9 protein-coding genes are annotated in these 13,590 nt (G+C 71.3%); 4 read left to right on the top strand and 5 right to left on the bottom strand.

All coding sequences use genetic code 11. The features are described 5' to 3' along the window. The first annotated feature begins 325 nt into the window (after positions 1-325). On the top strand, positions 326-3,100 hold the full coding sequence (locus tag ACFT55_RS13670; RefSeq protein WP_380244381.1) for a LuxR C-terminal-related transcriptional regulator: 2,775 nt from the start codon (positions 326-328) through the stop codon (positions 3,098-3,100). A gap of 9 nt (positions 3,101-3,109) precedes the next feature. Here the strand turns inward: ACFT55_RS13670 and ACFT55_RS13665 are convergent, their stop codons facing one another. The 5 genes from ACFT55_RS13665 to wecB form a co-directional block, all read right to left on the bottom strand. Next, complete coding sequence (locus ACFT55_RS13665; protein WP_380244380.1) at positions 3,110-3,799, bottom strand: GntR family transcriptional regulator; 690 nt, start codon at positions 3,797-3,799, stop codon at positions 3,110-3,112. 1 nt (position 3,800) lies between these two features. Beyond that, entirely contained in the window at positions 3,801-4,484 is a 684-nt protein-coding gene (locus tag ACFT55_RS13660; protein ID WP_380244379.1) for a GntR family transcriptional regulator, read from the bottom strand. A gap of 185 nt (positions 4,485-4,669) precedes the next feature. Continuing rightward, a complete protein-coding gene (locus ACFT55_RS13655) occupies positions 4,670-5,338 on the bottom strand; it encodes a GntR family transcriptional regulator (RefSeq protein ID WP_380244378.1) in 669 nt (222 codons plus the stop codon). A gap of 3 nt (positions 5,339-5,341) precedes the next feature. Then, on the bottom strand, positions 5,342-6,022 hold the full coding sequence (locus ACFT55_RS13650) for a GntR family transcriptional regulator (RefSeq protein ID WP_380244377.1): 681 nt from the start codon (positions 6,020-6,022) through the stop codon (positions 5,342-5,344). Positions 6,023-6,080: 58 nt separating this feature from the next. Next, on the bottom strand, positions 6,081-7,250 hold the full coding sequence (gene wecB, locus ACFT55_RS13645) for a non-hydrolyzing UDP-N-acetylglucosamine 2-epimerase (RefSeq protein ID WP_380244376.1): 1,170 nt from the start codon (positions 7,248-7,250) through the stop codon (positions 6,081-6,083). Positions 7,251-7,568: 318 nt separating this feature from the next. On the opposite strand from wecB, the gene ACFT55_RS13640 reads away from it, so the two are divergent. The 3 genes from ACFT55_RS13640 to ACFT55_RS13630 all read left to right on the top strand — a co-directional run bounded on the left by ACFT55_RS13640 (position 7,569) and on the right by ACFT55_RS13630 (position 13,551). Then, on the top strand, positions 7,569-9,521 hold the full coding sequence (locus ACFT55_RS13640) for a M60 family metallopeptidase (RefSeq protein ID WP_380244375.1): 1,953 nt from the start codon (positions 7,569-7,571) through the stop codon (positions 9,519-9,521). A gap of 224 nt (positions 9,522-9,745) precedes the next feature. Beyond that, positions 9,746-11,386 carry a M60 family metallopeptidase gene (locus tag ACFT55_RS13635; protein WP_380244374.1) on the top strand — a complete coding sequence of 547 codons (1,641 nt, stop codon included), beginning with the start codon at positions 9,746-9,748 and terminating at the stop codon, positions 11,384-11,386. Positions 11,387-11,646: 260 nt separating this feature from the next. Beyond that, positions 11,647-13,551 carry a M60 family metallopeptidase gene (locus ACFT55_RS13630; protein ID WP_380244373.1) on the top strand — a complete coding sequence of 635 codons (1,905 nt, stop codon included), beginning with the start codon at positions 11,647-11,649 and terminating at the stop codon, positions 13,549-13,551. The last annotated feature ends 39 nt before the right edge of the window (positions 13,552-13,590 follow it).

Below are 13,590 nucleotides of genomic sequence, written 5' to 3'. Positions count from 1 at the left end.
GGCGTCGGGCGTCTCCGGGCCCGTGAGGCGTTGCTGTGGAGCACGCGTGAACCGCGTCACAGCGACATGTTGGCTTATGCGTCAGGTTCTGAAAAAACTGCTCCTGACCCGGGCAAACGTGTCGGCAGCCCCGGGCTGCCGCTCCTCGTGAGGCTCGCGCAAGACTCGTGCAGGATCTGCACGACGGCAGATCTGGGGCGTCACGACACCCAGGATGTGAGTAGCCGGATCGCGTGCCCCAGGCCGTTCGCCTGAGCGTGACCGCAAGGGTCCGGGCCGGCTACTCAAGACGTCAAACAGCCAGTGACAGGAGGCGAGGGTGAGCGTGAGCGATCTCCCCGGGGCTCGTACAATCGGCCACTCCGTCCGCGACGGTGGCCGCGCCGAGCAGGCGGCGCCGGCGAGGTGGCGTGCCCCGGACGGCCGGCCGCTCCCGTTGTCGCGCAACGACGGGCAGGACGGGGCGCGGCGGGCCTCCCACGCCCGCGGGGACCGTCGTCGCCGTCCCGCCGTCCCTACCTTCCGGACCCGCGCCGCGGAGGCGGCGCGGGAATGGCTGGGGATGGGACGCCACGTCCTCGTGGTCGGCGACGACGGCTCGGGCAAGTCGACCGTCTGCGCGGAGATCATCAGGGACGAGATCGCCGCCGGCGCCCACGTGGTGCACCTTCGCGGGATCCGGACCGACGTCCCCGGCACCCCCTACCTGCCCTTCCTGACGCACGAGCTGGCGCGGACCGGGTGGGCCCCCGGGCGCTGGATCCACCCAGAAGCCGTGCAGGTCTTCTCGGACGAGCTCCGCGGTCACCGGAACGTCATCGTCGTGGACGACCTGGACAGGTTCGACGCCGACTCGATCGCCGTACTCGAGAACATGCTGCAGGACACCTCGGCCCGGCTCGTCGCGACCTCGTCGATCAGCTTCACCGCCGTGGGGCTCAGCGAGGGGCTGCCGGCCCACGGGCTCCTCGGGCAGTGTGCGCCCGCCGAGGTCGCCATGACGCCGCTCGGGTACCAGGGGACGGCCGAGCTCCTGGAGGCGCGGCTCGGGTCGGGGGCGGCGCCGGAGCTCGTCTCCCGCGTCCTGACCTTCTCCGGCGGGATCCCTCGGGTCGCCGGCGCCGTCGTCGACGCCGCACGGTGGGCGGGCGCCCTCCGGCAGGAGGGAGGCGCGTGGACGGAGGCCGCCGCGCTGGAAGACGTCCCTCTCGACGGCGTGGCCCATGCGCTGACCGGCCGCCTCTCCACCGCCGACTGCGAGGCGCTCGGGCTCCTCGCGTGGGCGGGGCCGGTGCGCCCGGAGGAGGCCTCGGCGCTCGTCCCCCCGCCCGTGCTCGAAGGCCTCCGCGCGCGCCACCGGATCGTGTGGCACGAAGCAGACGGCGACGGCGTGGTGGGGGTCTTCCCGCCCGCCCTCGGCATCGCGGTCCGTCGCCGGCTGTCGCCGGTGCAGGAGCAGTCCATCGAGCAGCGGGTGAGCGCGGTGGTCGACGACTACCGCGTCCTGCAGGACGCGCTGGTCGGGGAGACCGGCGCCGCCCAGTCCGCGAACGACGGGCAGACCGAGGACGTGCCGCTGTCGTGGTCCGCGGACGTGGTCTGCCTGGTCGACGCGAACGTGCGGCGCCAGCGCGCTGCCGCCCGTGCACGCTGGGAAGGCTCGCCGACGGTGGCGCACGCTCTCGACTACCTCGACCTGCTGTCGCACGACGTCGACGTCGACATCGCCGAGGAGGTGCTCGCGACCACCCGCGTCTCCCGTGACGAGGCCGAGGTTCTCCTGACCCGGTACCGGGTCGCGCAGCTGCAGTGGAAGGCGTGGGCGGGGGCGGACGAGAGCACGGTGCGGGCCTTCGTGGAGGACTGCGCGGCGGAGCTCGGCGACCATGCGCCCCTTCTCGCCCTGCACCTGCGATTCCTCGAGGCGACGCGGGCCGGTGAGGCCTTCGCCGTGACCGCCGAGGACCAGCCCCTCGCGTCCGGACCCAGCGACCTGGCCGCATCGTGGTACACGCTGGCGGCGGCCGTGACGAAGGCGGAGAGCGGGCTGCCGGAGGTTGCCCTCGGGCTGATCGCCCGCCGAGCGGACGGGGCGCACGCCTCGGTGCGCCCGTACCTCGACTCCGTCCGTCTCACGTCGCTGCTGCTGGCAGGCAAGGTCGAGGAGTCCGAGGACCGGGCCCGCGCCGGGCTCGCGACCGCGTGCCGTGAGCTCGACCCCGTCGGGATCCACGTGCACGCGCTCGGACTCGCGCAGGTCCTGTTCGTCAAGGGCGCCCACGCCGAGGCGTGGAGCCTGCTCGACCTGTCGATGCGGCTCGGCACGGCGGGCCCCACCCAGCTCACCCACGGCCGCGCGCTCGCGCTCGCCTCCGTACTGCAGAGCAAGCTCGGTCATGTCGAGCTCGCACGGTCCTTGAACGAGCGGCTGGCGAGGCGACCGGACGTCTACCGCAGCCTCCTCGGCGACATGAAGGAATGGAGCACGGCGCACCTGCTCTATGCCGAAGGACATATCGAGGCGGGCGACGACCTGCTGTGGAACGCGGGGCAGCGGCACGCGGCGCACGGGCTCCGAGCAAGCGCGGCCCTGCTGTGGGCGACGCGTGCGCGGCTCCTGTCGGCCGAACAGCTCGAGGTCGTCGGCCGGCTCCAGACCGAGACCGCCATGCCGCTGTTCGGTTGGGTCTTCGCGCTGCACCGCTCCGCTCAGTCCGACGACGAGCGCCGGATCCGCGCGGCGGCGCGGGCGAGCGTCAGCTGGAGCCTCCCCAGCCTCACGGAGGAGGTGCTCCTCAAGCTGGACATGGTGCGAGCGGCACGGGGCGGCGACCCGCTCTCGATGAGCCAGCGCGACCGGCTCCTCGGCGCCCAGGGCGACGGTGCGGGCGGGGGTGTACGGCGAGCGTCGGGGCTCAGCGAGCGCGAGCTCGAGATCGTCCTCCTGGCCCGGGACGGCATGTCCAACCGCGAGATCGCCGACGGGCTGGTCCTCAGCGTGCGGACCGTGGAGAACCATCTGTACCGGGCGATGCGCAAGCTCAAGCTCAAGTCGCGGAGCGACCTGGCGTCGGCCCGGATCAGCAGCGGGTGGCGATGACCTCGCCGCTCAACGCGTGCTCGGCGTGCGCCGCCCCGCCCGGCGGTACGTGGCGGCGAAGTTCTGCCGCGGTTCCTCGATGAGCCCGCGGACCAGGGACCGGATCGTGTCGGGGTCGTGCTCGCGCGCTGCGACGCGGATCGCGTCGCAGCGAGGCAGGGTCGCCTGCAGGTCCGCGAGGGTCTCCGGTCGGGACATGTACCGCAGGAGGCGCGGCACGAGCCGGTCGAGCTGTGTCACCAGGACGGCGTTCCCCGAGGCGTGGCCGAACGCCAGGAAGAACCGGCAGATCGCTCGTCCCGCGGACGGGCTGTCCTCGGCTCCCACGGCCGCGGCTGCCGTGTCGTAGTGCCCGTCGATCTCGTCGAGCCACTGCGGGGTGACCCGTTCGAGAGCCGGGCGGACAGCCTCCAGGCAGAGCACCCCGGCGGCGTACAGCGACTGGTTCAGGAACGCGCGATCGAGCTCCGTCACCTTGGTGAAGCGCCCGGGAGACATCTCGACGAGCCCGATCGAGCTCAGCCGGTTGAGGGCCTGCCGCACCGGGGTGCGGGAGACGTTCAGCCAGTGCATGAGCTCGTCGTCCTTCAGCACCTCACCCGGCTCCAGGGTGCCGTCGATGATCGCATCGACGATCGCGCGGTAGACCTCGTCGCGGAGCAGCACGCGACCTGTGGTCGGCTGGGTGCCGAGCGGCACGTCAGCTCACCCCCGCCAGGTCCGGTCCGTGGAGCTGCCGTTGCAGGTCGACGTGGGCCTGGAGCCGGTCGAAGTACGCACCGACCAGGTCAGCGGCGTCGTCGGCGCGGCCGTCCTCCGTCGCGGCGAGGAGCGCCCTGAGGTTCTCCTCGCCCATGTAATAGCCGGCGTCCATGCCCCGGAGGTTGATCACGCGGTGGACGTGCGGGGACAGGTAGTCCCGGATGTCCATGACCACGGTGTTCGCGTAGGCATCGATGAACAGGTCGAACAGGTCCGTGCCGATGATGGGGGTCCGGTTCCGCGGGTCCGGGACGAGCAGCTCGTGGCCGAGCGCGACGATCCCGGCGCGCTCGCTCTCGGACAGCAGCGGCACGGCGTCGCGGACGACCTCGGTGCACAGCCCGCCCAGGGTGCTCAGCATGTCGACGAACATCCCCAGGTCGAGGTCGGTGACCCGCGTCTCCTTCTGGGGGATCATCTCGATGAACCCGTGCGCGGCGAGCCGGTCGATCGCCTCGCGGACCGGGGTGCGGGACGCGCCCGTCCAGCTCTCGATCTCCTGCTCGTGCAGCACCTCACCCGGAGCAAGGTCCCCGGCCACGATCGCTGCGAGCAGCTGATCGTGGACGACGTCGCGCAGCAACCGCCGAAGTGCTGGTCTCTGCGTGGTGGGAACGGGCATGTCACGATCCTAGCGACTGATATGTCAGATGTGTTGATTCCGAAGCCCGCAGATCCCCGCGCTCAGGACGGCTGGCTGCGCGGGGGGCGCAGCGGGCGTCGCGAGGCGCTGACGTGCGGTGATGCAGGCAGGTGGCACCGGGCGCGGGACGACCGGTCGGCGCTCGTCCGCCGGGCCGCGCCCGGTCACGCAGGCGGGCGGGCCGTCTGGGCGGCCCGGTCGGCGTTCGCCTGGGCGGCGAACCGGTCGATCGCCTGGTGCGCCGCGGCGCCGTCGCCGTCGTGCGTCGCGAGCTCCAGGCGACGCGCGAGCTCGAGCAGGGTCTCGGGCCGGGAGCGGGCCGGCATGGCCCGCGCCAGGAAGATCAGGCGCGCGTTGAGCTCCGTGGACGCCCGCCGCAGCACCTCGTTCTGATGGCGTTCGGTGAAGAAGCTCATCAGCTCCTTGAGCGCCTCGATGTGGTCCTCGCCCCGTTCGACGTGGTCGCGGAGCCGGTGGATCGCCTCCATGAACTCTGCGCGCGTGGCGTCGTCGGCCTCGGGAAGGAGGGCGCTGACGGCCCGGGCGTGCAGCGCGAACGCGACCCGCCACGCGTACGCGAGCGCGGCCGGGTCCGCGGGCGCCACGCGCACCCGCCGGGGCCCGTCGACGTGCACGAAGCCGCGCTCCGCGAGGTGTTCGAGGGCGGTGCGGAGCGTCGTGCGGGTCACGCCGAGCCAGGCCATCAGGTCGTCCTCGTGCAGCACCTCGTCCGGGGCGAAGTGCCCCTTGAGCAGTGCGGTGACGATCTCGTCGAAGACGGCGTCGGCCAGAGGTCGGCGCCCGGTCCGCAACGTCCCGCGCGGTGCACGCATCGGTTACCGCGCCTCCTCTGCGGCTCGACGGAGCACCGGGACGGCGACGTCGTGCAGGAACGACTCCAGCGCGTCCTCCAGGCCGGCGACGTCCCGCCGGGCCGCGCTGTCGCGGCATCGCTCGACGGCGGCGGCGATCGCGGCCATGTCGACGTGGCGCCGGACGAGGCTCACCTGGTAGGCGAGCTCGATCTCGGCGCGACCGATGACGTCGTCGAGGATCGGGTTGGCGGCGTACTTCACGAGAGTCCCGAACGCGCGGTGGACGGACGTGGCCACGGCGTGGATCCGCGGGCGAGGCTCCTCGCAGGCGGCGATCGCCTGATCGTGCCGGTCGAGCACCGTCGCGAGGTCGTCCGCCCCGAGGTCCGCCAGGGTGAGGCGCGCGGCGAGCTGCCACATGCACACCGAGACCTCCAGCGCGTTGAGCGCGCGGCGGGGCCGCATCGGCGCCACCCGCACGTGGCGAGCGGGGGTGGTCTCGACCAGGCCGAGGTCGATCAACCGCTGCACGGCATGGCGGACCGGCGTACGGGTCGCGCCGAGCCAGCCCACCAGCTCAGCCTCGTGGAGGCGTTCCTCCGGCCGCAGCGTGCCGTCGAGGATGGCGCCCAGCAGCTGGTGGAAGACGGACTCCTTGACCAGCAGCCGGGTCGTGAGGTGGGGGTGGTCGGGGATCGGCATGGGTCTCTCTCGACGTCGGCGCGGGCCTTGTCGGGTGTCCTTCGAAGGGCTGGCGACGTCAGCTCGCGAGGGCTGCCGCGCCGTACGGCTGGCGGAACGGTTCGACGTACGGGTAGCCGCACACCTCGGCGGGGGAGCGCCCGTCGGCGAGCCCGCGGACGATGTGACAGATGCGCTCCGCCGCGTGCCCGTCCCCGTACGGCGACGGGGCCGCGCCGAGGCGTGCGTCGTCGATCCCGCTGGCGAGCAGGTCGTTGGCCACCAGCGCGAGGTCCTCGTGCGGCGGCACGAGACGCGCGAAGCCCGCGGCGATCGACTCCGGCCGGTCGGTGCTGCGGCGGACGACGAGCAGCGGTCGGCCGATCAGGGTGCACTCCTCCTGGATGCCGCCCGAGTCCGAGACGAGCAGCGTGGCGTGCGCCGCGAGCTGAAGGAACTCCTCGTGGCCGACGGGCGGCACGGCGGTGACCGCGTCGAGCAGGTGCAGCAGGCCGAACTGTTCCAGCGCCTCGCGGGTGCGGGGGTGCAGCACCAGGACGACGGGCGCGTCGATGCCGGCGAGGCCCTCCATGACGCGCCGGAGCGCGTGGGGGCTGTCGGTGTTCTCGGGGCGGTGGATCGTCGCCAGCGCGTAGCGGGCCAGAAGGTGGTCGTCGAGGCCGAGGTCGGCCGCGACCTGCTCCACCGTGCAGCTGGTGTGGTCGAGCGACCGATGGACCGCCTCGACCACGGTGTTGCCGGTGACCACGACTGACGTGGGGTTGACGCCCTCGCCGCGAAGCGTCGTCGCGTTGTGCTCGGTCGCCGCGCAGTGCACGTCGGCGAGGACGTCAGTGACACGACGGTTGAGCTCTTCCGGCATGTCGCGGTCGTACGAGCGCAGGCCGGCCTCGACATGGACGACCGGGATGCCGGCGCAGCTGGCGGCCTGCGCGCCCGACACCGCGGCGTCGGCGTCTCCCTGCACGACCACCACCGAGGGCCGCTGGTCGGCGAAGAGCCTCGTGAGCTCCGCGATCCCCGTGGCGATCCGTGCGCCGCGGTCCTCCGCAGCGCCCCCCGCGAGGACGTCGTCGGGCGCGCCGATCGCGAGCTGGTCGAGCAGCGTCCCCGTCAGTGCCCCGTCCTCCTGCTGTCCCGTGTGGATGACCCGGGCGCGATCACCGAGCCCGTGGATCACCGGGGCGAGCTTGACGATCTCCGGCCTCGTGCCCAGAACGACGGCCACGTCTCTCGCTGCCACGCATGCTCCCGCAAAATATCAGATGGTCTTGCCCCGAGATGGTAAGTCTGCCACAGGATGCCGGCCTCCCGGTGTCGGCGCCCGGCCGCGCCTCCGTCGGCGCGAGGGTGTCCTGCTCCGGCCCGCCGGAGCGGCGGCCTGAGGGGATGGGCGCGGGGCCAGAGCAGGACACCGCCATCTTGTCGGCCTGTCGGCCGGTGAACGGGGTCCGTGCAAGTTCTGCACGCAGCCCCTCAGATCCGACATGACCTGCCCATACTGCGGCTGCCGGCCAGGCAGGTCGGCAGACACGGGAGGGTGGTCATGCGGACGATGCGACGAGGGAGGTCGGCGGCGGTCGCGGTGCTGGCGACGACGTCGGTGGCGGTGAGCGGTCTGGTGGTGGCGCCGCAGACGGCGCTGGCCGCGCCGAGCTCGGCGGTGGCGAGCGTGCTCGCGGCGGAGGCGGGCTCGCAGTGGAGCAGCGAGGACGTCACGGTCCGGGTGGACGAGGACGGCGTAGCCCGGTTCTCGATGCCCGAAGCGCTGTACCGGTCGAAGCAGCGCGTGGTGCTCTACGTCGACGGGAAGTACCAGGGAGAGACGTACGACAGTCACCAGTACTACCTGGGCGCTTCGACCGTGGACGGTGTGACCACGCTGTCCCGAGGCGGCATGCAGCCCGGCCAGGTGGTGGAGGTGGGCCTGGTCGCGGGCTCGCCGGGCTACAGCGCGTCGTACTCCACCGCGGACATCGTGGCGTCGACCGTGGCGTGGGGGCAGGTGACGAACCTGCGCGTGGTGAACGGCACGACGGTGGAGTTCACCATCCCGGAGAAGCTCTTCCGCGCCAGCAAGCGGGTGCTGCTGTGGGTCGACGGCAAGTACGCGACGGAGGCGTACGCGGGCCGCACCCCGTACGCGTCGCACAGCGTGCACGACGGGCTCGTGACGGTGCGCCGGGGCATGTCCTCGGCGCCGGTCGACACCCTCGAGGTCGGTCTGGTGCCGGGCAGCCCGGGCAGCCGCTACGACCGCGCGGACGTCGTCACGCTCGGAGTCCTCGCACTGCCGGGCCGCGGCACCGACGTGACCGTGCAGGAGCAGTACTCGCAGGTCACCGTGATCACGCGCGGCAACGCCGAGGCCGATCGCCGGCGGGAGAACCGGGCGTACCGGCACAGCGTGCTCGAGCCGACGGGCCGGTTCGTGCGCGCCGGCGAGGAAGTCACCGTCACCCGGCCGGAGGGTGCGCCCGCGATGGAGGTGAAGATCGGCCAGTACGGGCCGCACCAGGGCGTCAACGACGCGAAGTCGCTGGGGTTCTCCACGACCAGCCTCAAGGGCACGCAGTACACGGTCAAGGCGCCGATCGACGGCCTCGTCTTCCTCGTCAACCAGGGTGACTCGACAGTGCGGGCGGGCGTGACCGGTGGGGTCGCCGTGCCGGTCTACACCCTGGGCCAGTCGACCGAGGCGGGCTTCCAGCAGGACGTGGCGACGTTCGACAAGTCTCCGTTCGCGATCGTCCAGGGCGAGCGGGTCCTGGTGCCGTTCCAGCGCCGGCTGCTGGAGCCGAACGTCACGAGCGTCACCGCGGAGCGGGTGCGCTACTGGGACGACGTCGTGAACCGCACCGACGCCGTGTACGGCCTGTCCACGAAGGCCACGGGGCTGGACCACAAGTCGGCCGCCCGCGTCTTCATCTCCAACCAGGACTCCGGCGGTGGCTACGCCTTCGCGGGGCACGACCGCATCGGCTTCCAGGTCAACACGGGTGCGGGCAAGAAGCTCCTCACGGGCTCGTACGACTCGCAGTGGGGCCTGTGGCACGAGGTGGGTCACACCTACCAGGTGCCGCAGAAGTTCGGTGGGCTGGGCGAGGTCACCTGCAACATCTCGGCGCTGGCGATCCAGGCGGGCCACGGGTGGGACAGCAATCTCGACACGCCCGGGAAGCAGGGCAGCATCGCCACGTTCCTCGCGCTGCCGGACAGCGAGCGCAACTACGACTCGGCCGACGTCTGGGTCAAGCTCGCCATGTTCGACGGGCTGACCCAGCAGTTCGGCGAGGGCTACTACCCGAAGCTGCACCGCACCTTCCGGCAGGATGCCGCCGCCGGCACGATCAGCCTCCCGGACAACGAGGCACGCAAGCAGTACTTCATGGTCACGGCCGGGCAGGTCGCGCAGCACGACCTGACCAGCTACTTCCAGAAGTGGGGGCTGCAGCCGGACGCCGCGACCCAAACGGCGCTGGCGAAGTACCCGAGCTGACGACCGGATCTACGCGGTGCCCGCGCACGGCCTGACGGCGGTCCGCGGGGGAGGACGGGGTCTCGACCTCAGGGTCGGGACCCCGTCCCTTTTGTCCCGTGCAGATTTTGCACGTCACGTCGAATCTGGGTTTTTACCTTCCATCCTGGGTGCCGACAGGGCCGTGCGGCCCTGGCCGGGGGACGTGACGGAACGGATCCCGGCATCGAGGCAGAGGAGAAACCATGCGAGCAGGACAGCGAGGACGGTCGGCAGCGGTGGCGCTGCTGGCAGCGGGGTCGGTGGCGCTGAGCGGTCTGGTGGTCGCACCCGGTGCGGCGGCGGCGCCGACCTCGGGCACCGCCGCGGTCACGTCGGTGGCGGCGACCGTGGCCAACGAGGACGTCACGGTGAAGGTCGCGGCGAACGGCTCGGTGCAGTTCATGCTGCCGGAGGACGTGTTCCGCTCCACGCAGCGCGTGATGCTGTTCATCGACGGCAACTACAACGGCGAGACGTACAACGGCCGCGCCTACGGTCTGACCCCGAAGGTGGCGAACGGGATCGCGACGCTGACGCGCGCGGCGGCGAAGGGCGCGAAGCCGGGTCAGCTGGTCGAGGTTGCCTACGTGACGGGCCGTCCGGGCTTCACCCCCCGGTACGACGGGGCGAACGTCGTCGCCTCCCAGCTCGCGCCGGGAAGCAACGACCTCGCGGTGTGGAAGGGGCAGTCGCGGCTCACGGTGGTGCCTCGGGGTGACGCGAACACTGACCGGATCCGCGAGAACCGGTGGCTGCAGCACAACACGCTCAACCCGGTGGGCCGGTACGTCACCCAGGGTGAGACCTTCACCGTGCAGGTGCCGGCCGGGGTGTCGATGAGGATCGGTATCGGGCAGTACGGCAACTACCCGGGGATCAACGGCGGCGAGACCACGAAGTTCGACTGGCACACGATCACGGGAACGACGACGGTCACCGCCGGTGCCGACGGCATGATCAACCTCGTCAACGAGGGCACCAAGCCGGTGTTCTCCATCGTGTACGGCGGAACGCCGGTGCCAACCTTCACGCTCGGCAAGACCACCGAGGCGGCGTTCCAGTACGACCTCGACCGGTGGAAGACCGCGCCGCTCGTGCTGGTGCAGGGCGAGCGCACCGTCGGCGTGTTCCAGCGGGCCACGATCGACAGGTTCGGCCTCACCACCCAGAACGTGTGGAACTGGGACGACGTCGTCAACCGCACGGACGCGTTCGCTGGTCTGTCCACCACGGAGGCCGGCCTGCACCACCGCTCTGCTGCGCGCATCTACATCGCTAACCCCCTCACGGGCGCTGGCGGGGCGTCCGCGACGCACGGGCGGGTCACGTTCCAGTCGAGCCAGCCTGCTGCCAAGAAGCTGTTCGGCCCGGAGACCGGGATGTGGGGGTTCTTCCACGAGGTCGGGCACACCTACCAGGTGCCGCAGTACATGTGGAAGGGCACCAGCGAGATCACGGTCAACATCTCCGCGGACATCATCCAGATGGACCTGGGCGGCCCCAGCACCATCGAGAACCCGAAGCACCAGGCCGCGATCGCGGACTACCTGGCGATGCCCGAGTCCGAGCGCGACTTCAACACCTCCCCGTCGGGCGCGCGGTACGCCATGTTCTTCGGCCTCACTGACGCCTACGGCTCGGAGTTCTACACGAAGCTCAACCGCGTCTACCGGGAGCAGGCCGCCGCGGGCACGACGGGCGCGACGGACACCGCCTCGCGCCAGCAGCACTTCATGGTCACCGCCGGTCAGGTCGCGCAGCGCAACCTGACCAGCTACTTCCAGAAGTGGGGGCTCAAGCCCGACGCCGCGACCAGGGCGGCCCTGGCGAAGTACCCGAGCTGACGACGCGCCGGGAGCGGCGTTCTCCGTCGGTGCTGAGCCCGATCGGATCCGTCGATCCGATCGGGCTCACGTCGTTCGGGACGGCCCCGCGGGCGGACTCAACGCGGGCCCGGCCCATCCGTCAGCAGCGCTTGAGTGGGCCTGAGTGGGCGTGAGGGGACCCGTCACTTGCAGAGACTGCGAGGAAGAACCCGGCCACCGGGGCCGGCTCGACGGGCAGGAGAACCATGCGCACGGTGCGAAGGAACAGGTCGGTCGTCATGGCGACGCTGGCAACGGCGTCGGTCGCGGTCGGCGGTCTGGTGGTGGCGCCGCAGACGGCGTCGGCCTCCGGGGCGGCGTCCGCCACCTCGGTGTCGGCAGCGTCGGTGTCGGCAGTGTCCGGGTCGGCGTGGAGCAGCACGGACGTGACGGTCTGGGTGGACGAGGCCGGGCTGGCCCAGTTCACGATCCCGGAGGACCTGTACCGCTCCACGCAACGCGTCATGCTGTACGTGGACGGCGAGTACGCCGGGGAGACCTACGAGGGCGGCCAGTACTACCTGGGATCGTCGACGTCCGGAGGGGTGACGACGCTGCGACGCGGCGGCATCACGCCCGGCCAGGTCGTGCAGGTCGCGCTGGTGGACGGCGCGCCCGGCCAGCGCGTGTCGTACGACGACGCGGAGATCCTGGCGTCCACGGTGGCCTGGGGGAAGAGCGCGAACCTGCGTGTCGTCGACGGGCTCGCGACGTTCCAGATGCCGGAGGCGCTGTACCGGTCCACGCAACGGGTGATGCTCTTCGTGGACGGCACGTACGCCGGGGAGATCTACGACGGCGGCCAGTACTACGTCGGGACCAAGGTCTCGGACGGGTACGTGACCGTGTCCCGAGGAGGTGTCAAGGCCGGGCAGCTCGTGGAGGTCGCCCTGGTGGACGGCCGGGCCGGCGACACGCCGCGGTACGAGGGCGCGCACGTCGTCGCGTCGCAGCTCGCGCCGGGGAGCAACGACCTCACCGTCGGCGAGACGCAGTCACGGCTCACCGTCCAGGCGCGAGGGGACGCGTATGCGGACCGCATCCGGGAGAACCGGAACATGCGTCACAACACGTCCGAGCCGGTGGGGCGCTACGTCCTCAAGGGGGACAAGTTCACCGTGACGCTGCCCGCCGGCGTGTCCATGCAGGTCGTGATCGGGCAGTACAGCCCGTACCCCGGCCTCAACGACGGAAAGAGCACCGGCTTCAAGACGCAGGACATCACGGGCACCACGACCATCACCGCGCCCATCGACGGCATGGTCGCTCTGGCGTACAAGACCGGCAAGCCGGTCCCCGCGATGGTCGACGGCGGCAGGCCCATGCCGACCTTCACCCTCGGCAACACCACCGAGGCGCAGTTCGAGCAGGACCTCGCGCGGTGGAAGGACTCGCCCATCGTGCTGGTGCAGGGCGAACGCGTGCTGGGCACCTTCCAAAGGTCCACGATCGACCGGTACGGCCTGACCTCGCAGAACGTGCGGAACTGGGACGACGTCGTCGACCGCACGGACGTCGTCTACGGCCTGTCCCGCACGGAGTCCGGCCTGCACCACAGGTCCGAGGGTCGCGTCTACATCGCCAACCCCAGCACGGGCGCCGGAGGCGCGTCCGCGACGGACGAGCGTGTCACGTTCCAGACGGGCGGCGCGTTGGGCGAGCTCTTCGGGCCGATGGTGGACATGTGGGGCTTCTTCCACGAGGTGGGGCACACCTACCAGGTGCGTGCCTACAAGTGGCCGGGCATGGGCGAGATCACGGTGAACATCGCCGCGGACATCATCAAGACGGACCTGGGCGGGCGGACCACCCTCTACAACGGGCACCAGGAAGACATCAAGGCGTTCCTGGCCCTGCCGGAGTCCGAGCGCGACTTCGACACTTCCGCGAGCGGCGTCAAGTACGCGATGTTCTTCGGCCTGGACACCACGTACGGCCGGGACTTCTACCCGAGGCTGAACCGCCTCTACCGGGAGCAGGCCGCCGCAGGTGTTCCCGACGGCGGGACGATCCCGGAGCTGCAGCAGCGCTTCATGGTCACCTCTGGGCAGGCTGCGCAGCGCAACCTCACCAGCTACTTCCAGAAGTGGGGGCTCAAGGCCGACGCCGCGACCAGGGCGGCCCTGGCGAAGTACCCGAGCTGACGGGGACTGCCCACCGGACACCGACGACGAGGTGCCCGC

The sequence above is a fragment of the Isoptericola sp. NPDC057191 genome (assembly GCF_042670225.1).
GTDB lineage: Bacteria > Actinomycetota > Actinomycetes > Actinomycetales > Cellulomonadaceae > Isoptericola.
This window is presented reverse-complemented; position numbering and strand designations above follow the sequence as displayed.

Coding starts and splice junctions, on each gene's coding strand:
- ACFT55_RS13655 (WP_380244378.1), bottom strand. CDS start 5,338: ATGCGTGCACCGCGCGGGACGTTGCGGACCGGGCGCCGACCTCTGGCC.
- ACFT55_RS13640 (WP_380244375.1), top strand. CDS start 7,569: ATGCGGACGATGCGACGAGGGAGGTCGGCGGCGGTCGCGGTGCTGGCG.
- ACFT55_RS13650 (WP_380244377.1), bottom strand. CDS start 6,022: ATGCCGATCCCCGACCACCCCCACCTCACGACCCGGCTGCTGGTCAAG.
- ACFT55_RS13635 (WP_380244374.1), top strand. CDS start 9,746: ATGCGAGCAGGACAGCGAGGACGGTCGGCAGCGGTGGCGCTGCTGGCA.
- ACFT55_RS13660 (WP_380244379.1), bottom strand. CDS start 4,484: ATGCCCGTTCCCACCACGCAGAGACCAGCACTTCGGCGGTTGCTGCGC.
- ACFT55_RS13630 (WP_380244373.1), top strand. CDS start 11,647: ATGGCGACGCTGGCAACGGCGTCGGTCGCGGTCGGCGGTCTGGTGGTG.